This is a genomic window from Rubrivirga sp. SAORIC476, from assembly GCF_002283555.1.
Lineage (GTDB): Bacteria > Bacteroidota > Rhodothermia > Rhodothermales > Rubricoccaceae > Rubrivirga.
This window is the reverse complement of record NZ_MVOI01000018.1, coordinates 19,889-44,701: the sequence shown is the minus strand read 5'-3', so window position 1 is coordinate 44,701 and position 24,813 is coordinate 19,889. Positions and strand designations below refer to the sequence as shown.

The window sequence follows — 24,813 nt, the reverse complement described above, 5'->3', positions numbered from 1 at the left end:
TTCCACGGGCGCGAGCGTCGATTCCACGGGCGCGAGCGTCGATCCCGCAGCATCGGGCATCGGACCCCGACGCGCTGACCTGAAGCTCCGCCTACGCCGTCCGCCCCACCGTTAGCCGCACCTCATTCGTCCCCCGGTCCCAGCGGTACGCCACCTCGTCGGCCAGCGTCCGGATCAGGTGCAGCCCATAGCCGTGCTTCGCGTGCTGGCGGACCGTCTCGTCGGCGGGCCGCGTCGGCGCCGTCGTCGGATCGAACCGCGCTCCCCGGTAGCGGATCGTGACCGTCAGCCGCCCCCGGCCCCGCGTCCCGCGGACCATCACGCGCGCGTCCGCCGCCATGCCGTGCTCGATGGCGTTCGCGATGGCCTCGTCCACCGCCAGCTGGAGCCGTCGCGCCGGTTTCCCGTCCAGCCCCGCCGCGTCCGCCCACGCGCCCACGCTCGCCCGCACGCGGGCCAGCTCGGACGTGTCCCCGCGGACGCGCAGGCTCTGGGCGGTGTCGGCCACGGCTACGCCCCCCCGAAGGCGCCGACGGCCGCCTCCACCGTCTCGTGCATGTCGAACACCGTCGGGAAGCCCAGCAGGTCGAACACGTCGAACACGTGCTCCGGCAGCGCCGCGATCTTGAGGTCGCCCCCGCCGTCGCGCGCCGGCTCCACGAACGCCATGAACACCCCCAGCCCGGCCGACGAGACGTAGTCGAGCGCCGAGCCGTCGGCCACGAGGCGGTGGTCGCCGTCGTCCAGGCAGGCCTGGAGCGCGGCCTCGAAGTCGGGCGCCGTGTGGGCATCCAGTTCGCCCCGGAGCGCGAGCACGCGCACGGGCGCGGCAGACGCCCCGGCACGGCGGTCGAAGGTGACGGAGAAGCTCATGCGGGAGAACGGGGAAGAGAGAAGAGGGAAGGGGCGGACGAGGAGGCGAACGGGGGCGAATGACCCTCCATCCGTCATCCGGTGCCCGTCATCCAAGCGCGGTCGGTCACCGGCGGTCCGCCCGTGATGTCAGCCAACGGCACGTCCTCGCCGCGGCCGGTCCACCGAAGGACCACGAACGTGGTGTCGTCGTCGGGCTCGTCAGACCCGGCCCAGGCGTGGGCCTCGGCCAGCAGGAGGTCGCGGAGGTCGAGCGCGCTCGCGTGCGCGTGCCGTTGGACGAACGCCGCCAGCCGGTCGTAGCCATACTCCTGGCCCGCCGCGTCGCGCGCCTCCGTGAGCCCGTCGGTGTAGAGCACGAGCGTGTCGCCTGGCGCCAGGCGGAGGCACTGCTCGTGGAGCGTCCGTCGGAACGTATCGCCCTGCCGGTCCAGCCCGATGGCGAGTCCATCGCCGCGGAGGAGCCACATCCCGCCGTCCGCCCGGTCCGGGTCGCGGACGAGCACGGCGGGCGTGTGCCCGGCCCGCGCCAGCCGCAGCGTCCCCGCCTCGGCATCCACGACGGCATAGGCGGCCGAGGCGAACACGCCGCGGCCCAGCGACGGCGTCAGCGCGTCGTTGGCCCCGGCCAGCAGGGCCCCCGGCGACCGCGTCAGGCGGCTGCCCGCCTGGAAGATGCCCTTCAGCTCCGCCATGTAGAACGCCGCCGGGGTGCCCTTGCCCGACACGTCGGCCACCATCACCCCGACGCAGTCGTCCCCGAGGCGGACCACGTCGTAGTAGTCGCCGCCGACCTCGCGGGCGGGGCGCTCGGCCGCCGCCAACTCCAGCCCCGCGATCTCGGGCAGCGACTGGGGGAAGAGCCGCTGCTGCACCTCGCGGGCGAGCGCCAGCTCCCGCGTCAGGCGCTCGCGTTCGAGCGCGTCGGCGAACAGGTCGGCGTGGGAGAGCGACAGCGCGGCCTGCCCGGCGAACGTGTCCAGGGCGGCGAGGTCGTCCGGCTCGAACGCGTCCGACGTGGTGCGCGACACGAGCAGCACGCCGCGCGTCAGCCCGCCGGGCCCGTGGTCCATCCCGCCGAGCGGCAGCGCCACCAGGCTCGCCACGCCGTCGCCCGGCCGGGCGCGGACGCGGTGGTCGCTCTCAGCGTGCGCCAGCACCAGCGGGCCGCTCGCCTCGGACGCGGCGCGGTACAGCGCGTCGGCGTCGGCGGCACGGGCCGCGGCGTCCAGCGAGAGCCCTGCGGCGGCCACCACCACCGGCCGGATCTGGCCCTGGGCGGGGTCTGTCAGCGCCACCCAGGCCGCATCCGCCAGCCCCGCCTCGACGGGGCCGCGGGCCACCGCCGTCGCCAGCTCGCCGCGGTCGAGCAGGCGCCCCGACAGGTCCGCCAGCGACTGGAGCGCCCGCCGCTCCCCTGCACGCTGGTCCTGCAGCGTCGCCGACGACAGCCCGAACAGCAGCGACAGCGTCACCGCGAGCCCGTAGAGGGCGCCGAACAGCGTCGGGATGAGCATCAGCGAGGAGAGCGACCGGCTCAGCACGAACGTGTAGGGCACCGCCCGCACCTCGCCCGTGCCGTCGCCCACGAGCAGCGTCCCCGGTCCGTCGATCTGCGAGTAGAGGAGCGCGCCCAGCACCAGCGCCAGCCCGAGCGCGAGGCCCCCCGCCTGCCACCGGCGCCGCGCCGACAGCTCGGCGATCCAGCCCTGGCGGACCGTCAGCGCGACCCCGGCCAACACGGCCGCGAGGTAGAACGGCGCCATCACGTCCGGGGCATAGCGGGTCAGCGGGCGCCCGGCGACGGTCAGCGCCGTCACGGTGACCAGCCCCAGGAAAACGCCCCACGTCACCAGCGTCGCCCGCTTCCGTCGGTGCAGAGCCAGCGGGCGCAGCGAGGCCATCAGCACCGCCGCCAGCACGGTCTCCGCCGTCCCGATGATGCTCCCCAGAAACGCAGTCAGCGGCAGGCCCGGCAGGCCCGTCTTGGGGTCGATGGACCCGGCATGCAGGCTCCCGACCACGAGGATGAGGGTCAGCACGGCCCCCGACAGGGCCAGCGGGACGGCCAGGCTCCGGAGCGGGTCCGTCCGCCCACCGAGGCCCGCGAAGGCGACGTACAGCGCCACGCCCGAGAGGACCGCGGCGAGGTCCAGCCCGATGGCCAGCGCCAGGCCGTCGGGCACGCCCAGCGCGGCCGTCGCTCCGCGCGACACCGCGACCAGGCCCAGCACCAGCAACGCGCTCACGGCCAGCGCCAGCCGGCGGGGGACGGTGGCGACCAGGGCGCGGAGTGCGCGGCGGGTGGCGGGGAGGGTCGTCGGCAGGGGGCGAGGGGGCGGCGTGCGCCGTGTTCGGCAGGCGCGCGGCGGTGTTGCGAATATATCGGGCGGCGGCCAGGGCAACCCCGGCGGGTTCGTCCCGTAGCGCCGTCCCTTCCCCCGACCCCGTGCGCACCTTCCTCTCCCGCTTCTTCCTCGTCGGCCTGCTCGGCGTCGCCGTGTTCGCCCTCATCCGTCTCGCCGACGGCTCCAGTGGCGGAACGGTCGCCCTCGACCGCATCGACGCGGACGAGCTGGTCCACGAGGCCTTCGCCCTCGACCGGCCGGGCACCTTCGCCATCGACGCGGCCGGGTCGTTCGAGGAGGCGGGCAGCGCGGCCTCGGACACCACGCTGGCCGCCACCGGCTGGATCGTCCGCCGCGGGGATGAGCGGGTGATGTGGCAGATGGACCCGGCCCGCCCAGAGCGCGGCACGCTGGCGTCGGTTCAGGACACGCTCACCCTTCCGGCGGGCGTCTACGACGTGTACTTCGCCAGCTACGGCGACCCGCTCGTCCGCGAGCCCGGACCCCGCGACGACTCCTTCCGCGAGCGCGTGCGCGCGTTCCTGAGCCAGGGCGGGCGCGCCTGGGTAGGGGACGCCGGCCGCTGGCACTTCCTCCTCGACGCCGTCGACGAGGGCGCCCGCGCCGCCCGAACCTCCGGCCTCGGCGACCCCGAGGACGAGGACCCGCCGTCCGACTCGACGTTCGTCTGGCAGGCCCTCAGCGTCCGCAACCACGCGCATCCCGAGACGCTGCTGGAGGTCACCGCCCCGGCCGAGGTCCGGATCCGCGCGGTCACCGAGATCACCGACGGCGTCGTGGCCGACGTGCCGTCCATCGTCCGCCTCGGCACCACCGACACCGTCTGGACGGCCACGGGGCCGGGCCAGTGGGCGGGCGGCTCGCTCAAGAACCGGCTCATCGAGGAGACCGTGACGCTCGCGCCGGGCCTCTACCGCGCGGCCTTCGCCGCCGACCGCTCGCACGCCTTCTCCGGGTGGACGGCCAACCCTCCGCTCGTGCCGTCCTCCTGGGGGATGACCGTTCGCCGCGCGGCGAACGGTGCGGCCGTCGCCCGCCTCGACCCGTTCACCCTCGACCGTCCGCAGATCGTCGCCTTCGAGTGCGTCGGCCCCAACGAGGACCGCGAGGCCACGTTCACCCTGCCGACGACGATGGACGTGCTGCTGCTGGCCGTCGGCGAGATCGAGTCCGGCTCCCGCTACGACTACGCGGAGCTCGACCGCATGGACGAGGATGGCGACTGGGACGAGATCTGGGAGATGCGCGACGACCTCGAACCGGCCGGCGGCGCGTCCAAGAACAAGCGCGCCGTCGCCGTGCTCACCCTGGAGCCAGGCCAGTACCGGCTCACCTACGAGACCGACGGCTCGCACGACTGCGGCGGCGGCTACAACTCCGGCGGTCCCACCAACCCGCTCTGGGGCGCCGTCCTCTACGCCCTCGACCCGACGGTGGACGTGGCCTCGCTCGGCGTCTCTCTGACGCAGGACAAGCCCTCCTTCGAGACCGCGTCCTCCGATCTCACGCTGCCGCCAGCGGAACGCCTGCTCGCGCGAATCGACTCGGTCGGGACCAGCGAGGACCGGCGCGTGCGCTTCACCCTCGACGCTCCCACCGAGGTGCTCGTGGTCGCGCAGGGCGAGATGTCGGACGAGTCGCCCTACGACTACGCCACCATCGAGCGCGTCGACGGCAAGGAGGTCTGGTCGATGGGCTGGGCCAACACCGTCCCCGGCGGGGAGGCGCTCTTCCACCGCCGCTTCGAGGGGCCTGTCGCGCTCGACGCCGGGACCTACGTCCTCCGCTACCGGTCAGACGGGAGCCGCGACTTCGGGGACTTCGGACCGAGCAGCTACACGCTCTGGGGCGTCCACGTCTACGGGTCGGAGGCCGACGCCGAGTCTGCCCCGGCGCCCCCGCCGGAGGAAGGGGAGGGCAGCGAGGTCTAGGCGGAACGCGCCGCGGAGGCCGTGCGGGTGCCCGGTCGAGAGCCGCCTCCGCCGGGACGCAGGCGCGGCACCCCACCGGCAGACAGGCGTACGCGGGCTCCTCACTCCCGACATCCGTGCCCGACACGCTCCGCCTCACCCTCGCCGTCGCCGACGACGGCACCCGCGAGCCGCTCCTCGCCGACCTCGCCGACCTCGGCTTCGACGCCTTCGAGGAGGCCGACGACGTGCTCGTGGCCTATGCCCCCGCGCCCCGCTGGGACGGACCGACCCAGGAGGCCGTCGGCGCGCTGATGCGCCAGCGTGGACTCGATGTCGATGCGCTCACCGAGGAGACCGTGCCGGACCAGGACTGGAACGCGACGTGGGAGGCGAGCCTGGAGCCCATCGAGGCGGGTCCGTTCGTCGTCGCGCCGTCGTGGACCGAGGTCCCGCCCGACCTCGCCGCGGCCACCGTCCTCCGCATCGACCCCAAGATGGCCTTCGGCACGGGCTACCACGAGACGACGCGCCTCTGCCTCCGCCTGCTCGCGGAGTGTGCCCCCGAGGGCGGCCGGGTGCTCGACCTCGGCACCGGCACGGGCGTCCTCGCCATCGCGGCGCTGCGGCTGGGCGCCGCCTCCGCCATCGGCGTCGACGTGGACCCGTGGAGCGTCGACAACGGTCGCGACAACGCCGCGCTCAACGGCGTCGGCGACGCGCTGGAGGTGCGGGAGGGATCGCTGGAGGTCGTCTCCGAGACGGGCTTCGATCTCGTGATCGCCAACATCATCCGCTCGATCCTGGAGCCGATGTTGCCCGGGCTGGTCGCGAAGGCCACGCCCGAGGCGCCCGTCGTCCTGTCCGGGCTGCTGGCCACCGAGCGCGAGCACGTCCTCGGCGTCATGGCCGGCCTCGGCTACCGCGCCGAGGCGGAGGTGGCGGAGAACGAGTGGTGGGGCGCGCGCTTCGCTCGTGGGGAATAGGAACGAGGAAATGGCGACAGGCAGACGCGGTGTGCCGCATCTTGCTCGACCTCTGACTCCCCACCCCTATGCGCCTCTGCGCCATCGACGTCGGCACGAACACGGTCATGAGCGTCGTCGCTGATGTGACGGACGGCCGTCTGGTCGTGATCGAGGAGGAGGAGCGCTTCGCCCGCCTCGGGCAGGGCGTGGATGCGAGCGGGCGGCTGGCTCCGGAGGCGATGGACCGCGTCGTGGACCGGCTCGCGGGCGCGCTGGCGACGGCCGAGCGGCTGGGCGCCGAGCACGTCGTGGTCGGCGCCACCAGCGCGAGCCGCGACGCGAGCAACGTGGACGTTCTCCAGGGCCGCGTCCGCCGCGAGCTGGGGCTCGTCTACCGGGTCCTCTCCGGCGAGGAGGAGGCCGAGGCGACGTTCCGCGGTGCGCTCGCGCTCCTGCCGGACCTGCACGCCGCCCTCGTGGTCGACATCGGCGGCGGGTCCACCGAGGTGGCGCTGGGCACCCGCTCGGGCGGACTGGCGGAGCGACAGAGCGTAGACGTGGGAAGCGTCCGGCTCACGGAACGGCACTTTGCGGTGCGCCCTCCCTCGCCCGAGGCCATCGCCGCCGCTCTCGCCGACGCGTCGGGCGCGCTCTCTGGGGTCGGCTTCGAGCGCGGAGCGATGCCGCTGGTGGCGACCGGCAGCGTAGGTCGGCTCATGGCGCGCCTGGCCGGAGAGGACGACGCGGTCTCGGCCGAGGCGGTCCGCCAGTGGCGCGACCGGCTCCTCGCCCGCACGCCCGCCGAGGCGCTCGCCCTGTCGCCGGACGTGCTGGCGGGCCGCGAGGACGTGGCCGCGGCGGCACTCCTGCTCCTCGGCGCCGCCCTGACCCGGTTCGGTGCGTCGTCGTACGTGCCGACGTTGGGTGGCGTCCGCCACGGGCTGGCGCTGGCGGCCGGAGCGCCGTAGCGAGGAGGCCGAGGGAGGCCCGCGCGGCAGCGAACCGCATCCCCTCCGCCCCTCTTCACCCCGCATCCCTCTGGGAGCGGAACCGCGCTTCGGCGGCCGGGTCCCCACCCAAACCCTCCGCCTCCATGTCCGACGCACCCCGCCCGCAGAAGCCCCGCGGCGTCTCCCAGGTCACCAACTTCATCGCCGTCGCCAGTGGCAAGGGCGGTGTGGGCAAGAGCACCGTCGCCGCCAACCTCGCCGCGGCCCTGGCCGCCTCGGGCGCCAAGGTGGGGCTCCTCGACGCGGATGTGTACGGCCCGAGCGTGCCCCTCATGTTCGGCGTCCCCGAGGACGAGAAGCCGCGTCTGAACGACGAGCGCCACATCGTGCCGCTGCTGCGCTACGGCGTCAAGTTGCTCTCGATGGGCTTCCTCGTCGACGAGAAGAACGCCGTCATCTGGCGCGGGCCGATGGTATCGAGCGCGGTCCGCCAGTTCCTCTCGCAGGCGGCGTGGGGCGAGCTGGACCATCTCGTGATCGACCTCCCGCCGGGCACGGGCGACATCCAACTGACGCTCGTGCAGACGGTCCCGCTGACCGGCGCCGTCGTCGTCTCAACGCCCCAGCCTGTCGCGCTGGCGGATGCTCGGAAAGCGGTCAAGATGTTCGAGAACGTCCACGTGCCGGTGCTCGGCGTGGTCGAGAACATGGCCTACTTCACGCCGCCGGACCTTCCAGACCGCAAGTACTTCCTCTTCGGCGAGGCGGGCGCGCAGAAGCTGGCCGCCGAGCTGGACGTGCCGGTCCTGGGCGAGATCCCCATCGAGCAGGCCGCCCGCGAGGCGGGGGACCGCGGCACGCCAGTCGTGCTGGCAGAGCCCGACAGCGTGTCCGCGAAGGCGTTCCGGGCCATGGCGAAGCGCGTCGTCGCGGAGGTGGAGCGCCGCAACGCCGACGCGCCGCCGACGCTCCCCATTGAGATTCTGTACAAGTAGCATCAGCGGGTAGGACCGGCGCCCCCTGGCGCGTCTTCCCCGAGCCCCACGCCCGGCCTCCGGCCCGGTGGTACCTTCGGACCTCACCCCCGCGGACATGGCAGATCCCACGCCCCTCGACCCCTCGGACCCCGCGCTGCACGCGCGGATCGAGGAGACGCTCGACGCCATCCGGCCCTACATGATGGCCGACGGCGGAAGCGTGCGCCTCCAGCAGGTCACCGACGACATGGTCGTCGAACTCGAACTGCTGGGCGCCTGTGGCACGTGCCCGATGAGCATGATGACGCTCCGGGCCGGCATCGAGCAGGCCCTCCGGCGCGCGGTCCCCGAGATCACGCGCGTCGAGGCCGTCGCGCCGCATGCTGCCTGACCCGCCTCCCGCGGCCTCGGTCGCGTCCCGGTCCGACTCACCCCGACCTGATGGCCCTTGAGAGCGAGGGCGCTGCCGACGAGCGCCAGCCGACCCCGCGACGGCTCCACCACATCACGCGGATCGACATCGAGCCCTCCGAGGCTCATCCCAAGCGGCATCCCACGCACGGCTGGCAGGTCCGCGCCCGGCGCGACGGCAAGCGGCTCTCGAAGTTCTTCGCCGACGCGAAGCACGACGGGCGTGAGGGCGCCCTGGAGGCGGCCATCGCTCACCGCGACCGCCTGCTGGAGGAACTGCCCGACGAGCCCCAGAAGCCGCGCAAGGCGTGGAGCAACACCGGCGTCGTCGGCCTCTCGGTTCGCGAGAAAGACGAGGGCGCGCGCTCGAAGCTCTACGTCCAGCTCAACTGGGTCGACGCGGCGGGCAAGCGGAAGGCGGGCTCGTACTCGGTCGAGAAGTGGGGCCTCCGGCGGGCACTCTGGAATGGCTGCCTGAAGCTGTACCGCGAGCGGCAGGCGGCGGGCTACCCGGTCGAGGAGCCGCACGTCATGTTCGCCCGCGCGCAGGAGCCCTTCCAGGACCAGATCGCGGCGGAGATCGAAGCCGAGGAGGCGGCCGCCCGCGCGGCAGAGCCGATCGTCGAGACGGCCGACGTGCCCACCGAGGCGGCCGGGGGCGACGGCTGGGCCAGCCCGGCAGCGGAGATCGCGCGCGAAGAGGAGACCATCCGCAAGCTGGAGGACGCCCTGTTCGGGTAGCCTAGCCTCGCCCCCGAGGCGGCCCCGGTCAGCCCACCGTCCGGCCCTTCCACGACACCGCGCCGGTCGCGTGGACGCGCGCCGAGTCCAGCATCAGCCCCGCGCCCAGCGCCAGCGTCACCGGCGCCAGCAGGCTCACCCAGACCGGGAAGCGCCCCGTCCAGTCGATGGCCAGCTTGATGAGGACCAGCGTGCCGAGCGCGATCCAGCCGCCGGGGGCCAGCGCCCACAACACGCCCGGCGCCACCCACGACACGCTGTAGAGCAGCAGGAAGCCGACGAACGCCGCCGTGACCGGTCGGCCGGGGGCCCCGCCCGCCAGCAGCGCCGCGTTCTTCTGGAAGCCCCGCCACGCCTCGCCGAAGTCGCGGTACATGCGCACGGCGACCTCCCCGCTCAGGTCGCGGAAGAAAAGCCGGGTGCCGGAGCGCTTCAGGTAGCGGCCGATCTTCACGTCCTCGAGCACCTCGTTCTTGACTGCCTCGTGGGGCGCGAGGCGGCGGTAGTCGTCGGCACCGAGGAGCCAGATCTGGCCGTTGAGGGCGCTCAACGCGGGCGACGCCGTCCGCGGGACCAGCGGGATGGGGAGCGCGGCGAGAACGGCGAACGGGACGAGGCTGGTCAGCAGCGCGGCGGCGCCGCGGTCGAGGTAGCGGGGGACGCCCGTCATCGCGGTGCCCGACCCGCCGCCGTCGATCCAGCGGCCGACCAGCCGGGCGAGCGCGCGGTCGTCGCGGAGCTGGGCGTCGGCGTCGAGGAACACGAACACGTCGCCGGTGGCGCGCTTTGCCGCCTGGTACAGCGCGTGCGGCTTGCCGACCCAGCCCTCGGGCGGTCCGTCGCCGCGGACGGGCAGCAGGCGCGGGTCGGCGTGGGACTGGAGCACGTCCCAGGTGCCATCTTCGCTCGCGTCGTCCACCACGACGATCTGCAGGTCCACCCCGCGCTGGCCGAGGAGGGTGGGGAGGAGCAGCCGCAGCGTGTCCTCCTCGTTCCGCGCCGGGACCAGGACCGAAACGCTCGGCAGGTCGGTCGGCAGCGGGCGCCGACGGTCGCGGGCGAACGCCAGCAGGTTGACCGCGAGCACGGCCAGCACGCCTGCGTGGATCAGCAGCACGACGGCCAAGAGGACATCGGCGACGGTCACGGAGGGTCGGTCAGGAACTGCCGGAACATGCGCGGCGGGTTGCGCGCGAGGAGCCGACGCTGGAGTTGCGTGCCCGCGGTGGCGTCCTGCCTGCGGACGGCCATCCAGATCCAGACCTCGGCCTCGAACGGGTGGAGGCCCGGCACGCGCGTCCGCCCGACCCGCTGGCGGAGTCGCTCGAACGTCTCCCTCGCCGCGTCCACGTCGCCGCCAAACACGCGTGGCTTGTAGTAGAGGCTCTGCCCGCGAACCAGCAGCGCGTACGGCTCGGCAGGGTCGCGGGCGAGCGCGTCATTGAGGATGCGCTCGGAGCGGCGCCCGTAGGTCGGCAGGCGCCACGCGGGGCCGCTGGATGCCTTGTAGGCCCACAGCGCCGCGATCAGCGCCAGCTCGCGCGCCGACTGGACGCCCGCCTCGGACGGGATGTCGGCGAGGTAGCCCTCGTCGAGCGTCATCGGGTAGAGGCGGTACAGGCAAAGGAGGCGGTCCTCACGGGTCCGCGCCCGGGTCCGGTACAGGCGCTCGACGGCCGCCGCGTCCTGCTGCACGTAGTAGTGCGTCAGCGAGTCGCGGACGGTCGAGGCGTCGGCGGGCTGGAGCCCGAGGAGGAGCACGGCGATCGGGAGCAGCATCAGGAGGCGGGGGACATCCAACGCAAACGCCAACCTAGAACGGACGGGTGTTCGTGCGGGCCCTCCCACAGAACGTTCACGGGGGTTGGCGCTCAGGGGACATCGCTCGGTCAGGATCTCCGGTGCGGCGGGCGGTCGGCTGAACGGGACCCTCTGCCTACGGCCGAAACGTCCACCGCTCGTAGAGGGGGGCGAGCCGGGAGAGGTCCCAGCGCTCGTCCGGGCCGGGGCGGCCGCCGAGGAGGAGGGAGGCCGTCCCGTTGGTGAGGCTGGCCGGGCGGGCGGCGCGGGCGGCGTCCAGCGCGGCGCCGAGGCGGGCGGGCTCGTCGGCCTCGGGCGTGTCGTGGAGCGCGCCGAGCGCGAGCACGGCGGTCGGGCGGCTCTCGCCCCACCACGACGTGTGGATCCCCACGGGCGCCCAACCGACCGCCGGGGGCAGGACGCGCGCGAGGCGCGGGAGGTCGGCGCGGAACGGGCCGAGGCCATCCTCGGGGACGCGCATGTGACCCTCGGGGTAGAGGTAGAGCGCCGTTCGGGGATCGGCCTCCATCCGCCGGGCCGTCTCCCGCATCGTACGCACACGGCGCCGGGCGTCGGCCTCGGGGAACGGCAGCGCGCCGACGGGGCCGAACAGCGGCGCCCGGTCCCAGGCCTCCATCCACACCACCATCGGACGGCGCCACACCTGGGTGGTGAGGTGCCAGAGCAGGAAGCTGTCGGCGTAGACGTGATGATTGGCCGTCAGCACGAGGGGCCGTCCGGGCGCAGGGTCGGTCTCGATTCCGCCCACACCGACGACCCGGCGGAAGGCGCGCAGCTCGGCGCGGAGCGTCCGCTCGGCGAAGGCGCGGGCGAGGCGGGCGCCGGGTCCGTTCGGAGCACCGTCGGGGCGGCCGCTCACCGGACCAACCGGGCGCGGCGGCGACCGTAGTCGTCGGCCACCAGCACCCGCAGCTTGCGCGGCAGCGGCACCGCCGCACGCTGCGAGAGGTTGTCGTAGCCGTTGGCGCGGACGCCGTTCAGGAACTCGCGGTACATGCGCGCCGCGCCCGTGATGCCCGCTCGCGCCCGCCGCCGCAGCGCCCCGATGCCGCGTCCGCCTTCGTCGTAGAGCGCCTCGGCGTCGCGCATGAGCGACTCGACGAGGTTCGCGTAGGCGTCCGGGATGGCGCCGCCGCCGTCCACGAGGCGCCCCACGTCCAGCCCGAGGCGGGCGAGGTCCTCGCCGGGGAGGTAGACGCGGCGCAGGTCGCGCCAGTCCTCGCCCACGTCGCGCAGGATGTTGGTGATCTGCATCGCGTTGCCCATCGCCCGCGCGGGGGCGTCGAGGGAGGCCGCGTCGGCGCGATCGCGGACGAGGAACGGCAGCATGGCCGCGCCCACGGAGCCCGCCACGAGGTCGGCGTAGGCGAGCAGGTCGGCGCGGGTCCCCACGGTCCGGCCGGTCAGGTCCCAGCGGGCGCCGTCGAGCAACTGGCGGAGCGGGAAGGCCGGGAGGTCGTAGGCCGCGTGGACCTCCGCGAGGCGCTGCCACAGCAGCGCATGCGGGCCGGTCGCGGGGGGGCGCCCGGCCAGCGTCGCCTGCAGCGCCTCGTCGAGGGCGTCCACCTCGGCGAGCGCGGCGTCGGCGCCGATTACTGCGGCGCGCTCGTCCGCCAGCGTGTCCACCGTCCGGCAGTACAGGTAGAGGACGGCGACGGGCAGCTGGACCCGGAGCGGCAGCAGGCGCGTCGCCAGCGAGAACGTCCGGCTGTGGTGGCGGAAAGCCTGGCGTAGGTACCGGTCCTGCTGGCGGCGCGGGGCGTCGGCGGGCGGCGCCTCGGGCGCGACGAAGCGGGGGGGAGAGGGCAGGAACCGAGAGACCTCCACTAGGACGCGGGGGCGAGCGTCCCCACGAAAGGCGTCCGCCGGTGGACGGCGTACAGCAGCGCACCCAGCACCACGAGGCCGATCACGCCCGCGCTCGGCAGGCCGTACAGCAGGCAGATCGACGCGGGGAAGAAGACGTTGAGCGCGTAGACCACCGGCGCCCACCGCTCGGTGAGCCCGTTCCCGGCTGGCTCCATGCCGCCCAGCGCCTCGAACGCGAACGCGATGGCGACCGAGGTCACCGCCCACCCGAGCCAGTTGACCCACGGCATTCCGTAGAACGCACCGCCGCCGGGGTACTCCCAGAACACGAACGTCCCGCCGCCCTGGTTCATGGCCGGGTCCAGCGACACGTCCCACGCGATCATGAAGACCGCCGTCCAGAGCGCCCGCGCCAGGCGCCCGCGCCCCAGTCGGCCGCCGAGGTCGTAGCTCAGGATGCCGAGCGCGTACCAGGAGGTCGGGATGAAGTAGGGCACGTCGCCGAAGATCTTGGCGCCCAGGCGGTCGGTGTAGAAGTACTCCCCGAACGGGAAGCCGGTGTTGGTGCCCAGCAGCTCCGCGCTCGCCCCGAGCACGCTCGCCGCGATCAGGAACAGCAGCGACCGCCGTACGCCGAGCTGGTCCCAGTACAGCGCCAGCGAGACCACCGGCAGCAGCGCCATGTACGTCCACGTCGGCATCGCGACGAGGGTCTCGTAGTACGGCAGGAAGAAGTCGCGGACGGGCGGGATGAACAGCGACAGCGTGCCCAGGATGGCGAACGCGATGGTGGCGGCGAAGACGCCGAGAGAGACGCGGAAGACGCGATGCGAGGGCACGATGTGAGCGCGGGAGAGGGAAGCGGGAAGGATGCGGCGCGGACGGCGTTGTCATCGTCCGCGTTCCATCCGCTCCGCCGCCTCCGGGTTCTCTTGACCGCCATCCGTCCGCCCGAGTTCGCCCCGCGCCTTCCGTACGCCGCGCTCCTGCTCACCGCCGACCGCCTCGTCCTGGCCGACACGTTCGCCTTCAGCCGCCAGGGAGGCCACAACCGGACCCGCATCCGCACCGGCCAGGGGCCGCTCTGGCTCTCCGTCCCCCGCCGCCACGCCGGCCTCGGCCAGCCGCTCACCGAGGTCGAGGTGGTCGACGATGGCTGGCGCCGCCGCCACGCCGCGGCTCTGACCGCCGCCTACGGGTCCGCGTCGTTCTTCGAGCACGTGATGCCGGAGTGGGCGGCCGTGCTCGCCACGCCCGGCTCGCTGGCGGACCTCACGGTCGCCTCGGTCCGCTTCACCGCGCGGTGGTTGAAGTCGGAGGCCGAGATCGTCCGCGCCTCCGACCTGCCGGGGAGGCCGTCTGCGCTCGCCGAAGTGGCCGATGTCGCCGGGGCCACGACGGTGCTCACGCTGCCCGAGTCGGCCCGGCGGGACGCCGAGGCGGTCGGCGTGCCGGTCCGCGTGCTGCGGTTCGAGGAGGCCGAGCGGCGGCAGGTGGGGGAGGGCTTCGTACCGGGCCTCGGCGTGCTGGACCTGCTGATGACCCACGGTCCGGCAGCGGCGGACGTGCTCCGGGCGAGCGTGCAGCGTGTGGATGCCTTCGGCGCTCCCCGTCCGAGAACAGCGTCCTGAGCGCTCCTCGTGGGCATAGTCGCGTCCGTCTTCCAGGGCGAGGCCTCCGGAGCGGGCGGAGGGAGTCGCCCGGCACGCCCGCGTGGTCCTCCGACGAGGCGCACCGCCAGATGCCCCGGCGTTCAGGAACCCGGAGACGGCGCGCTACCTTCGACCTGTCGTCCCACTCCCGTCTGTTCATGCGCCTGCTCTCGCTCCTCGCCGTCCTCGCCCTCGCCGTCCCTGCGGTCGCCCAGCCCGCGCTGGACGCCGAGGCCGCCCGCGCCCAGCCGCTCGATGGCGGCAAGATGTGGCTCTTCGAGGACCCGCCGACCGAGTACCTCCAGGAGACCTACGGCTTCGCGCCCGACGAGGCGTGGTACCGCCGCGCCCGGCTGGCGTCGCTCCGCATGCCGGGCTGCTCCGCCTCGTTCGTGTCGCCGAACGGGCTGGTCTTGACCAACCACCACTGCGCGCAGCGCCACATCGTCGCGGTGGACCGCGGCGGGGAGGGCTTGCTCGACGACGGCTTCCAGCCCGAAACGAGCGCCGAGGAGCGCCGCGTGCCCGGCCTGTTCATGGACCAGGCCGTCGCCATCGACGACGTGACCGACGCCATGAGCGCGGCCGTCGACGCAGCCGAGACCGACGCCGAGCGCGAGGCCGCCTTCGAGGCTGCCGAGGCCGCTGTCACTGCGCGCCTGCTCGCAGAGTACGGCATCACCTCGCCGAACCCCGACACCGACGACTTCGTCGTGCAGGTCGTCGCGCTCTATGACGGGGGCAAGTACTCCGCCTACACCTTCCGCCGCTACCGCGACGTGCGGCTGGCGATGGCGCCCGAGCAGGCGCTCGGCTTCTTCGGCGGCGACCCGGACAACTTCACCTACCCACGCTACGCTGCCGACTTCGCGCTCTTCCGCATCTACGGCGACGACGGGCAGCCGCTGGACTCGCCGGAGTACTTCCCGCTTTCGGCCGAAGGCGTCGAGGCGGGCAGCCTCGTGTTCGTTATCGGCAATCCCGGCAGCACCTCGCGCGGGCTGACGGTCGCGGAGCTGGAGTTCCTGCGCGACGCCGGGCTCGCGGGCACGTACCGCTTCATCCAAACGCGCGAGGCGGCCCTCCGCGCCTACCTCGCCACCGGCATGGACTCCGACCCAGACGTGCTCCGGAGCCGCATCTTCGGCCTGAGCAACTCGCGCAAGGCCTACGGCGGCCGGCTCGACGGGCTCTCGGACCCGATCATCATCGCCCGCCGGGCCGACGCCGAGCGCGCCTTCCGCGCCGCCAGCCCCGAGGCCGCCGCGCTGATCGACCAGCAGGCGGCCATCCAGGCCGAGAAGATGGAGATGGCCGCGGCCTACCGCGCCTTCCCGACCCTCTTCAACCGCAACTACGGCTCGGCGCTCATGAAGCGCGCCCGCGCGCTCGCCATGGGCGACGCCGAGGCCGCCGCCGCCGTCGAGGCCTCGGCGGACCTTCTGGAGCGGGCCTACCTCATCGCCGAGGTGGACGCCCTCCGCCGCTACTACCAGGAGCAGGACCTCGCCCTCCCCGAAGCCATCGACGGACCGTCCGCCGAGGTCGCGGCGGACCGGTTGCTGGAGACCTCGATGGCGGCGATGCCGTCCGCCGACCCGCAGGAGGCCGAGTACGACCCCGCCGTCGCGCTCGTCCGCGGGCTGCTCCCTGAGATCCAGGCGTTCTCCTCGGCCAGCGCCGGGCTCCGCGCCCGCGAGGCCGACGTGGCTCGCCAACTCGGCCGCGTCCGCTTCGCGACCTTCGGCAACTCGGTCCCGCCGGACGCCACGTTCTCGCTCCGCTTCACCGACGGCGTTGTGATGGGCTACCCATACAACGGCACCCTCGCGCCGCCCATGACCACCCTCTACGGCCTCTTCGACCGCTACCACAGCTTCTGCTCGTCGGGCGCCTCCGATCCCTGCGAGTGGGATCTTCCCGCGCGCTGGCTGGAGGCTCAGGAGCGCATGGACCTCTCGACGCCGGTCAACTTCACGTCCACCTCGGACACCATCGGTGGCAACTCGGGCTCGGGCGTCGTCAACCGCGATGGGGAGTTGGTCGGGCTCAACTTCGACCGCACCATCGAGGGGCTCGTCCGCGACTACATCTACGCCCCCGAGCGCGGACGCAACGTGATGGTGGACACCCGGCTCGTGGTCGAGGCGCTCACCAACGTCTACGGCCTCAATGGGCTGGTTACCGAGATCCGCGACGGGACGCTTCGTCCGTAGGGCGGAGGTCGAGGAGCGTGGCGGGGAGTCCGCCCACGCTCCTCATCGGCTCCCTATTCCCCGAACACCTGCGACGGGTACGCGGCCCCGTCGGGCCGCTGGATGCGGATGAGGCCGTACCCGGCGCGGGCGTGGCACGCGTTGCAGCCATCCACCATGACCTCGTAGGCCGCGTCGAACTCGGCGCGGTCGCCGCTGGCGGCGGCCTCGACGAGGGCCGAGGCGCGCGGGTCGGCCACCTCAGCCGCAATGGCGGACACGTCGATGCCGTCCACCACGTAGCCGCCGTCGATGACGCGCGTGGCGCGCTCTGAGATCTTGTCGGCGTAGAACGAGGTCAGCTCGGTGTTGCCGGCGTCGGATGCCAGCGCGGCCTTTTCGACGTAGCGCTGCATGAGCACCATGTGGTCCAGCAGCGAGGCCTCCTCCTCCTTGGACGACTCGAACCGCTCGGCCTGGCGGCCCTCGACGGTCGGGAAGGGGGGGATGAACACGGCGAACAGCGCCGTCACCAGCGACAGGAGCGCGACGAGCAGCGAGACGAGGGAGACGGCGAGGGCGCGGGTCACAGACGGAGAGCGATGGGGAGGGGGAGGACGCCCGGCGGGCGGTGGGGATTCGCCGGGTCCGCACGCTCAGGCGGAACGGAGACTGCGTGCGACAGGGTTCGAGAGGCCTTCTCTGTCCGACCGCATGTCCTCCCGTCTCCTCGTCGTTGCCCTCCTCGTCCTCGCGGCCTGTGAGGCCGCTCCCGACACGCCGCCCCCTGCCACGACGACCGCCGTTCGCTCTCCGGGCGCCGAGCCCGCCGACCCCGACCGCCTCTCGCTGATCCTTCCGACGGCCAACCGTGCGCTCTTCGAGGACGCGCCGGAGCGGTTCTATCAGGGGCTGAACGTGACCATCGACAGCATGCGTGAGGAGAAGTGGGAGGGGGGACAGTACGGGTTCGTCCGCGACCCCGTGCCCGCGGCTTTCGGTCGGCGCACGTTCCGGCGCGTCCACGAGGGCATCGACATCGCGCCCGCCGAGCGGGACTCGCTCGGCGAACCCGTCGACTCCGTGATGGCCATCGACCGGGGCGTCGTGGCGTACGTGAACACCGGCGCGTCGGCGTACGGCAACTACGTGGTCGTGGAGCATGACTGGAGCGACAGCCCGGTGTACAGCCTCTACGCCCACCTGGCCGACACGGCGGTCGTCGAGGGCGACACGGTCGCGCAGGGCGCCCGGCTCGGAACGCTCGGCTACACCGGCCGCGGCATCAGCCGGGACCGCGCGCACGTCCACCTGGAGATCGCCTTCCTCATCAATCGGCACGAAGGCGTCTGGTTCGAGGAGTACATCGGCAGCGAGGATGCCCACGGTCTGTTCTTCGGGTCGAACCTGGCAGGAGTGCCGCCAGCCGGGCTGTTCCTCGCCCTCCGCGAGAACCCCGACCTGACGTTCCCGGAGTACGTGGCGTCCCTCGCCGAGAGCTACGTGATCGACCTGCCCGGCGGCCAGCCGCTCGACCTGATCGAGCGCTACCCCTGGCTCGGCCCCGAGGCCGCCGCGGCCGACCCGGCCTCGGTGCCTGCGTGGCGCATCGAGTTCACGCAGGAAGGGGCGCCGATGCGCGTCGAGGTGGCCCGCACCCCCGTCGAGCGGGCGACGGTCGACGGCGTGAGCCTGCGGATCTGGCTGACGAGCGCGAGCACGAACCGGGTGCTGCAGCGCCGGGGGATCTCCTTCGAGCCGACGCGCCGGGGCTACCAGACCTTCGCGCTCTACAGCACCACGGCCGACCAGGCGCCGCGGTGGTAGCGGCAGAAGGAGGTTTCAGTTATGAGTGAAAGTTTGATCGATGGCATCCTCGCCGCGTCCGGCTCGTTGTCACCCCACACCGCCCCGAGCCCGATGCCCGACGCGCCCACCGACACCGCCCGCCTCGACGCCGCCGAGGACCCCCTCGCCGATCTGTCTCGGGGTGTGGCCTCTGTGCTTCCGCTCCTCTACGTCGCCTGGGCCGATGGCCTGCTGACGCCCTCTGAGATCGCGGCCACCCGCGACCGCCTCGCCGGGCTCGACTGGATGACGGAGGCCGACCTCGCCCAGGTCTCTGCTTGGATGGACCCCGCCGCCCCGCCGTCCGCGACGACCTACTTCGGGTGGATCCGCGCCATTCGGCGCGCGGCGCATCACATTCCGGACGTCTCCCAGAAGTCGCTCGCCGACCTCGGCGCCGACCTCGCCACCCTCACCGGACGTGGGGACGGCGCCGGGCTCCCCGAGGAGGCCCGGCTCGCGCTCAGCGAAGTCGAGGCGCTGCTGGGCGTCGTCGGCGAGGAGGCGGTGCGCGACCTGATCGCAGCCCGGCCCGAGGCGGACGATGCGCTCCCCCGGCGGGCGTTCGACGTGGACGCCATGCAGGCGCTGCTCGACGGGCGCCACGCAGAGATCAAGAACCGCGTTCGGCGTCTGCTCAGCGACCCGGCGTTCGCCTACCCCGATCCGTCGGTGTCGAATGCGGACTACCGCGACACCGTCCTCCGCTGGACCCAGTTGCTGGCCGACCAGGGGTTGGGCGCACTGGCCTACCCGGAGTGGGCCGGTGGCGAAGGGGACATCGCCAAGTTCGTGGCGGCCTTCGAGACCATCGCGACGCACGACCTGAGCCTCGTTGTCAAGTACGGCGTCCAGTTCGGGCTGTGGGGCGGGAGCATCAACGCGCTCGGGAGCGACGCTCAGCGGCGGGAGCTGCTGCCGCAGATCGGGACGCTGGCGCTGCCGGGCGCCTTCGCCATGACCGAGCGCGGTCACGGCTCCAACGTCCGCGAGTTGGAGACGACGGCCACCTTTGACCGGGACACCGACGAGTGGGTGATCCAGACCCCCACCGAGCACGACCACAAGGAGTGGATCGGCAACGCCGCCGCCCACGGGCAGATGGCGACGGTCTTTGCCCAGCTGGAAGTCGACGGGCAGGGCTACGGCGTCCACGCGTTCGTCGTCCCCATCCGCACCCCCGACGGCGACCCTGCGCCGGGCGTCCGCATCGGCGACAGCGGCCACAAGATGGGCCTCAACGGCGTCGACAACGGCCGCCTCTGGTTCGACGCGGTCCGCATCCCACGCACGAACCTGCTCAGCCGCTACGCGCAGGTTTCGGAGGACGGCACCTACACGAGCCCCATCCCGAGCGCGGGCAAGCGCTTCTTCGTGATGCTGGGCACGCTCGTCGGCGGGCGCATCGCGGTCGGTACGGCGTCCAACAGCGCGGCCAAGGCGGGGCTGACGGTGGCGGTGCGCTACGGCGCGCGGCGTCGGCAGTTCGGCCCGGCGGGAGGGCAGGAGGTCGTCATCCTGGACTACCTCAGCCACCAGCGGCGGCTCATCCCGCGCATCGCGACCAGCTACGGACTGACGTTCGCGCTCAACCGCGTCGCGGAGGACTTCTCGGCGCTCGAGCCCGGCGGCGACACGCGCGAGATCGAGGCCCGGGCGTCGGCGCTCAAGACGATGGCGTCGTGGCACGCGACCTCGACGCTCCAGGAGGCCCGCGAGGCGTGTGGCGGCGAGGGCTTCCGCTGGTCCGCCCGGATCGCCCACCGCAAGGCCGACTCCGACATCTTCACGACGTTCGAGGGCGACAACACGGTCCTCCAGCTTCAGGTCGCAAAGGGCCTGTTGGCGGGCTACCGCCAGGAGTTCTCCGACATGAATGCGTGGGGCCTGGTCCGCTACCTGCGCGACAAGGCGGACGTGCGTCTCGGCGAGATCAACCCGCTGGCCCGCCGCAACACGACCGAGGCGCACCTCATGGACCCGGCGTGGCACCGCGAACTCCTCGAACGCCGCGAGCGGACGCTGCTCGTGCAGGTCGCCGCGCGGCTCAAGCGCCGCATCGACAAGGGCTGCGACTCGTTCGATGCGTTTGTCGAAGTCCAGGACCATCTGCTGACCCTGGCCCGCGCGCACGCCGAGCGCTTGGTGCTCGAAGACTTCCAGGCTGCGGCCGAGGCGGGCGCGGACGACCAGCGCAAGACCCTCCTCGGCCTCCTGTGTGCCCTCTACGCGCTCGAACGGATCGAGGACGACCGTGGCTGGTTCCTGGAGCAGAACCTGATCGACGCGCCGGTCGCGAAGGCGGTCCGGACCCAGGTCAACGCGCTGCTGCACCGCCTCCGGCCGGTGGCCGTCGAGCTGGTCGACGCGTTCGGCATCCCGGACGAACTTCTGGGCTCGGAGATCGGCTCCGGCCGTCTCCCGCTCGATCCCTGACCCACCCCGCCTCGGCCCCGAGGCGGAGCGACCCATGCGCATCACCGATCTTGAAGCCGGCGTCGCCTACGTCGTCCGCCAGTCGTTCCGCGACGACGCAGGCACGCTCGTGCTGCCGGGCGATCGGATGACGTTCGAGCGCTACCGCGCCGTGCCGGTCACGGGCGCGTTCGAGGTCACCTTCCGCGAGGAGACGCTCGTGCTCCACGAGGACCGCCAGTCCGACGTGTGCGAGCACGCGGAGTGGTTCTTCGACTGGACGTGACGCGCTCGCTGCGCCGGGTCGCCGTGCTGATGCTCTGGAGCGTCGTGCTGGTGGCGGGCGTCCGGGGCCTGTGGATCGCGACGGCCGGGCCGGACCCGGGAGAGCGGGCCTGGGACGACCGCACTGCCGCTCAACTCGACTTCCTGGCCTTCGGCGGTGCGAGCGACGGAGATCCTCTAGCCGACCGGGCGGATGCGATGCAACGCCTCTTTCCAGAGGGGCGCCTGTTCACGCTCGCGCTCACCGGGCTGGCGTGGCACCACCTAGTGGAGCGCGCTGCGGTGACCGCACCTGACGCGCGCGACGAGGTGCGGTCCATCCTTGCCCTGGCGACGAACGGCCCGACGCGCGCGCCCTTCGGCCCGGCGGGCGGGCTGCCGCACGGGATGTTCTACGAGGCGTGGACGGCCCAGCTTCGGCTGGCCGCTCGGCGCGAGGGGGAGGAGCCCGACCTCGCCCTCGTCGCCAGTTGCCGCCGCCTCGGCGCCGCGCTGGACGGAGCGACCCTCTTCCCCGACTCGTACCCGGGGCTGGCCTGGCCCGCCGACGCCGTGGTCGGGGCCTCTGCCCTCGCGCAGTGTGGCGAGCTGGATTCGACATACACACGGGGGGCGCGACGATGGCTCGCCCGCGTCCGTCAGCAGCTCGACCCGGAGACCGGGCTGATCCCCCACGACGCCGTCCGCCCCGACGCTCGCGGCTCGTCGACGGCGCTGATGATCCCGTTCCTCGCCGACATCGACCCGGCGTTCGCCCGCGACCAGTACGCGCGCTTCGAGGCGACCTTCGGCACGCGCCTGCTCGGCGTCGCGCCGACGGTCCGCGAGTATCCGCACGGGCGACGCGGTCAGGGCGACATCGACTCGGGGCCGGTGGTGCTGGGCGTGAGCGCGCCGGCCTCCGTGGTCGGGGTGGCGGCGGCGCGGGCCGTGGGGGACGCTGAGACGGCGGAGGCGCTCCGCGCGACCGTCGAGGCGGCAGGGCTGCCGCTGCAGTGGCGGGGGGAGCGCTCCTACGCCCTGGGCCGTCTCCCCGTCGGCGACGCGTTCCTCGCGTGGGCGTCGTCGCTGCCGCTCGCCGAGGCGGACGCGGGTCCGCATCCCTGGCGAGGGCGCTGGGGCACCGTGTGCGTGCTGCTGATCGTGGTCGGCGGCTGGGGCCTTCGGCGCTCGTGCCGCCCTTCGGCGGGAGCCGCGATTCCACCCGAGGAGAGGCCCGTTCTCGCCGCTCCGCCTCGTTGACGGATCACCGGCGCGACTCTACAGCATCTCCTGCAGTCTCGCGATGGAGGCCGAGACCTGAACAGCGCGGGTGTCTGCGGTCGCCGTCGACTGGACCCGTCGAAGGGCCTCTGTCGCGGAGCAGTCGGCGCAGTCTGCCGTGGTGGCCACGTACCGCTCGCCCGCGGCGATGGTCGCCGTGGCCGCCTCGGCGATCTCCCCGTCGGACCAGTGGCCGCGGAGTCCGGCCAGCGCCCGTTCGATGAGCGGGGCGTTTGGGCTGCCGCTCTCGACGAGCAGGGTGGTGTAGAAGCCGAGGGCGTCCGCCTTGGCGTCGTCCACCTCGTCCCCCAGCAGGTAGGTGTTGAGCATGATCGAGCCCGCTGTCTGGCGAACCTGATAGGCAGGAAGCACGGGGTAGTCGTCAAGGAGAGGACGGAGCTGGGCGTCCGCTTCTGTCCAGCCTCCCGGCGTCGCCATCGCACGCCCGATGTCGATGCGCATCTGCACCATCGCATCCCCGAACGCGTCGCGTTGCTCGTCTGTCATCGCGCCGATGTCGGGAGGGGACTCGCCTTCGGGAGCCAAGCCGAACACGTCGGCTCGCGCAGCAGCCGGAATGGGCGTGTCGGACATGTCCATGTTCTCGGAGCAGCCTGTGAGGATGAGAAGGCCAGCGACGAACGCTTTGTACATGGGTCTCGAGGTGTAGAGGGTAGTCAGTGTCCAGTCGGCATGGTACTAGCCTTCATTGTTTGCATCCCTTCGAGGATGCGGAACCGACGGGGTAGGTATGCAAGCGACACAGAAATACGCCAGGGGGACCGTAGACTGTTTTGAGGTCGCCTAGGGATAGGTAGGAAGGTGCGGCATACGTAGAAGTATATGACCCGTCTGTTCAGTTGGCTCACTTATGGCTTGGTGGAATGCCGTTATTTTGTCAGCGTGTCGACTGCCTGATGCGTCGGTGCATGTGACCAAGTCTTGTGCGGTCTGCGCCGTTTGCCGCGCCCACCCCGCTCGCTTTTGGGTCTCCGCGCCAGCGATCCCGCCTCGGCGCCGAGGCGAGGACGCGTTACGAGGTCTGGCTCTCCAATTGGATCGTCGCGACGATCGGCAGATGATCCGAGCCACGCCGCGCCGCCTCGCTGATGTGCGCCCCCATCTCCACGACCGTGACGCCACGCGCGTAGAGCCGGTCGAGCGCCAGCACGGGGCGGACGACCGGGAAGGAGGCCGGCCAGTTGGCGTTGTGGTGGCGCGCTGTGAAGTGGTCGTCGAGGGCGCGCGACGCCTTGGTAGGGCGCCACGCGTTCATGTCGCCCACGAGCACCGTCGGTCCGTCGGCCAGCTGCGGGTGCCCGAGGAGGGTTTCGACCTGCCGGGCGCGCGTCCGGTCGACCAGCGCGAGGTGCGTCGCGGCGACCTGCAGGTGACGCTCGCCGTCGCTCACGCGGACCGCCAGCGCGGCGCGGCGCTCCAGCCTCCCGAACGAGAGGTCAATGGCGAGAGCGCCCGCCAGCGGCCATCGCGACAGGACGGCGTTGCCCAGTTCACCCCGCTTGTGCAGCCGCGTCACGACGAACGCGAGGTGAAAGCCGAGGTGCTCGGCCAGGGCCCGCAACGGGTCGTCGCCGACGGACGGCCGGAGGACTTCCTGGAGCGCGAGCACGTCTGCCCCGATCTCGTCGATCACGGCCACGGCACGCTCGGGCTCGTACTGCTTCCCCCCGCGCACGCCCGCCCAGCGGTGAATGTTGTAGGACGCCATCCGGAAGGTCTTCCCGATTGGGGGCGCCGGGGAGACGTGGGGACGAGCGATCAGCTCGGCGAGGTAGGGAGAAACGCGGGTCGGACGGGCCACAGGTAGGGAGACAAGGCGGGGTGAAGACGATCAGCAGGGGTGCGACGATCCCGTGCGACCCGTTATCCTCGGCCTGACAATCATTTCCAACTCTGACTCTCCCGCGCCCTATGGATCGCCTACAGTGCAAGGCCTGCGGCTCGTTCTCGATGCTCCCGATGGACCTCGAGGCGGACGAGACCGACGAGCTCGACTTCATGACCGACGAGCACGAGGCTCGCTTCTTCACCTGCCACGTCTGCGGCGACAACTGGCTCTCCGTTCGCCGCGTCGAGGGCGGGGACTGCCGCATCACGTTCGTCCACCAGATGGGCCTCCAGCCCCTCCTCAAGCGGACGGCCACGATGACCACCTCGGTCGTCCTCAACGAGGACACCGTCGACCGCTGGGACTACTTCCTCGGCGACTCGGAGGTGGGCGAGGGGCGCTGGCGCGACACGCTCGACGAGCGCCGCCGCGTGCTCCGCTCGATCTGCACCAACTAGTCGGGCGTCATCGTCCGGT

Annotated in this window: 23 protein-coding genes and 1 pseudogene; 13 read left to right on the top strand and 11 right to left on the bottom strand. The window is 72.6% G+C overall.

From position 1 onward, the window contains the following. Positions 1-91: 91 nt before the first annotated feature. From B1759_RS19145 to B1759_RS19135, 3 genes are all read right to left on the bottom strand, one after another. Positions 92-508, bottom strand: coding sequence for an ATP-binding protein (locus tag B1759_RS19145; protein ID WP_095516693.1), 417 nt, complete (start codon positions 506-508; stop codon positions 92-94). A gap of 2 nt (positions 509-510) precedes the next feature. Further along, positions 511-873, bottom strand: coding sequence for an STAS domain-containing protein (locus tag B1759_RS19140; RefSeq protein ID WP_095516692.1), 363 nt, complete (start codon positions 871-873; stop codon positions 511-513). Between the two features lie 74 nt (positions 874-947). Beyond that, a complete protein-coding gene (locus tag B1759_RS19135; RefSeq protein ID WP_095516691.1) occupies positions 948-3,122 on the bottom strand; it encodes a PP2C family protein-serine/threonine phosphatase in 2,175 nt (724 codons plus the stop codon). A gap of 200 nt (positions 3,123-3,322) precedes the next feature. Between B1759_RS19135 and B1759_RS19890 the strand changes: the two genes are divergently transcribed. The 6 genes and pseudogenes from B1759_RS19890 (at position 3,323) to B1759_RS19105 (ending at position 9,199) form a co-directional block, all read left to right on the top strand. Further along, positions 3,323-5,173 carry a hypothetical protein gene (locus B1759_RS19890; RefSeq protein ID WP_095516690.1) on the top strand — a complete coding sequence of 617 codons (1,851 nt, stop codon included), beginning with the start codon at positions 3,323-3,325 and terminating at the stop codon, positions 5,171-5,173. A 116-nt stretch (positions 5,174-5,289) separates the two neighbouring features. Continuing rightward, positions 5,290-6,138, top strand: a complete 849-nt coding sequence (gene prmA / locus B1759_RS19885; RefSeq protein WP_158225358.1) for a 50S ribosomal protein L11 methyltransferase — start codon at positions 5,290-5,292, stop codon at positions 6,136-6,138. A gap of 68 nt (positions 6,139-6,206) precedes the next feature. Then, on the top strand, positions 6,207-7,088 hold the full coding sequence (locus B1759_RS19120) for an exopolyphosphatase (protein WP_095516689.1): 882 nt from the start codon (positions 6,207-6,209) through the stop codon (positions 7,086-7,088). A 149-nt stretch (positions 7,089-7,237) separates the two neighbouring features. Then, positions 7,238-8,065: pseudogene (locus B1759_RS19115) on the top strand (Mrp/NBP35 family ATP-binding protein); the annotation flags it as partial. 97 nt (positions 8,066-8,162) lie between these two features. Beyond that, on the top strand, positions 8,163-8,438 hold the full coding sequence (locus tag B1759_RS19110) for a NifU family protein (RefSeq protein ID WP_095516687.1): 276 nt from the start codon (positions 8,163-8,165) through the stop codon (positions 8,436-8,438). Positions 8,439-8,488: 50 nt separating this feature from the next. Then, positions 8,489-9,199 carry an AP2 domain-containing protein gene (locus B1759_RS19105; RefSeq protein WP_095516686.1) on the top strand — a complete coding sequence of 237 codons (711 nt, stop codon included), beginning with the start codon at positions 8,489-8,491 and terminating at the stop codon, positions 9,197-9,199. Between the two features lie 28 nt (positions 9,200-9,227). Here the strand turns inward: B1759_RS19105 and B1759_RS19100 are convergent, their stop codons facing one another. The 5 genes from B1759_RS19100 to cruF all read right to left on the bottom strand — a co-directional run bounded on the left by B1759_RS19100 (position 9,228) and on the right by cruF (position 13,668). Then, positions 9,228-10,346, bottom strand: a complete 1,119-nt coding sequence (locus tag B1759_RS19100) for a glycosyltransferase family 2 protein (protein ID WP_095516685.1) — start codon at positions 10,344-10,346, stop codon at positions 9,228-9,230. Further along, on the bottom strand, positions 10,343-10,978 hold the full coding sequence (locus B1759_RS19095; protein WP_095516684.1) for a hypothetical protein: 636 nt from the start codon (positions 10,976-10,978) through the stop codon (positions 10,343-10,345). Before B1759_RS19095 ends, B1759_RS19100 begins: the two co-directional genes overlap by 4 nt. A 157-nt stretch (positions 10,979-11,135) precedes the next feature. Further along, complete coding sequence (locus B1759_RS19085; protein ID WP_095516682.1) at positions 11,136-11,879, bottom strand: 1-acyl-sn-glycerol-3-phosphate acyltransferase; 744 nt, start codon at positions 11,877-11,879, stop codon at positions 11,136-11,138. Next, positions 11,876-12,847: a phytoene/squalene synthase family protein gene (locus tag B1759_RS19080; protein WP_198949032.1), complete on the bottom strand. Its 972-nt coding sequence runs from the start codon at positions 12,845-12,847 to the stop codon at positions 11,876-11,878. The genes B1759_RS19085 and B1759_RS19080 overlap by 4 nt, the downstream gene beginning before the upstream one ends. Further along, a complete protein-coding gene (gene cruF / locus B1759_RS19075) occupies positions 12,847-13,668 on the bottom strand; it encodes a bisanhydrobacterioruberin hydratase CruF (protein WP_158225357.1) in 822 nt (273 codons plus the stop codon). Before cruF ends, B1759_RS19080 begins: the two co-directional genes overlap by 1 nt. A gap of 93 nt (positions 13,669-13,761) precedes the next feature. Here cruF and B1759_RS19070 point away from each other — a divergent pair, with 93 nt between their 5' ends. Both B1759_RS19070 and B1759_RS19065 read left to right on the top strand, forming a co-directional pair. Next, positions 13,762-14,460 (top strand): WbqC family protein, encoded by a 699-nt coding sequence (locus B1759_RS19070; RefSeq protein WP_158225356.1) that lies wholly within the window; start codon positions 13,762-13,764, stop codon positions 14,458-14,460. A 179-nt stretch (positions 14,461-14,639) separates the two neighbouring features. Then, a complete protein-coding gene (locus tag B1759_RS19065; RefSeq protein WP_158225355.1) occupies positions 14,640-16,697 on the top strand; it encodes a S46 family peptidase in 2,058 nt (685 codons plus the stop codon). Between the two features lie 53 nt (positions 16,698-16,750). On the opposite strand, the gene B1759_RS19060 is transcribed toward B1759_RS19065, so the two are convergent. After that, positions 16,751-17,266: a hypothetical protein gene (locus B1759_RS19060; RefSeq protein ID WP_158225354.1), complete on the bottom strand. Its 516-nt coding sequence runs from the start codon at positions 17,264-17,266 to the stop codon at positions 16,751-16,753. A 124-nt stretch (positions 17,267-17,390) separates the two neighbouring features. Between B1759_RS19060 and B1759_RS19055 the strand changes: the two genes are divergently transcribed. The 4 genes from B1759_RS19055 (at position 17,391) to B1759_RS19040 (ending at position 22,466) form a co-directional block, all read left to right on the top strand. After that, entirely contained in the window at positions 17,391-18,503 is a 1,113-nt protein-coding gene (locus tag B1759_RS19055; RefSeq protein ID WP_158225353.1) for a M23 family metallopeptidase, read from the top strand. A gap of 93 nt (positions 18,504-18,596) precedes the next feature. Beyond that, the gene (locus B1759_RS19050; protein ID WP_095516694.1) at positions 18,597-20,960 is read left to right on the top strand and encodes an acyl-CoA dehydrogenase; all 2,364 of its coding nucleotides are present in this window, start codon (positions 18,597-18,599) and stop codon (positions 20,958-20,960) included. 34 nt (positions 20,961-20,994) lie between these two features. Further along, positions 20,995-21,225 carry a DUF3601 domain-containing protein gene (locus B1759_RS19045; RefSeq protein WP_095516677.1) on the top strand — a complete coding sequence of 77 codons (231 nt, stop codon included), beginning with the start codon at positions 20,995-20,997 and terminating at the stop codon, positions 21,223-21,225. Beyond that, on the top strand, positions 21,222-22,466 hold the full coding sequence (locus B1759_RS19040; RefSeq protein ID WP_095516676.1) for a hypothetical protein: 1,245 nt from the start codon (positions 21,222-21,224) through the stop codon (positions 22,464-22,466). Before B1759_RS19045 ends, B1759_RS19040 begins: the two co-directional genes overlap by 4 nt. Before the next feature lie 18 nt (positions 22,467-22,484). On the opposite strand, the gene B1759_RS19035 is transcribed toward B1759_RS19040, so the two are convergent. Both B1759_RS19035 and B1759_RS19030 read right to left on the bottom strand, forming a co-directional pair. Continuing rightward, positions 22,485-23,141, bottom strand: coding sequence for a hypothetical protein (locus B1759_RS19035; protein ID WP_095516675.1), 657 nt, complete (start codon positions 23,139-23,141; stop codon positions 22,485-22,487). 379 nt (positions 23,142-23,520) lie between these two features. Next, a complete protein-coding gene (locus B1759_RS19030; RefSeq protein WP_143537504.1) occupies positions 23,521-24,309 on the bottom strand; it encodes an endonuclease/exonuclease/phosphatase family protein in 789 nt (262 codons plus the stop codon). A 110-nt stretch (positions 24,310-24,419) separates the two neighbouring features. Here B1759_RS19030 and B1759_RS19025 point away from each other — a divergent pair, with 110 nt between their 5' ends. Beyond that, positions 24,420-24,794 (top strand): hypothetical protein, encoded by a 375-nt coding sequence (locus B1759_RS19025; protein WP_143537503.1) that lies wholly within the window; start codon positions 24,420-24,422, stop codon positions 24,792-24,794. Positions 24,795-24,813: the final 19 nt, after the last annotated feature.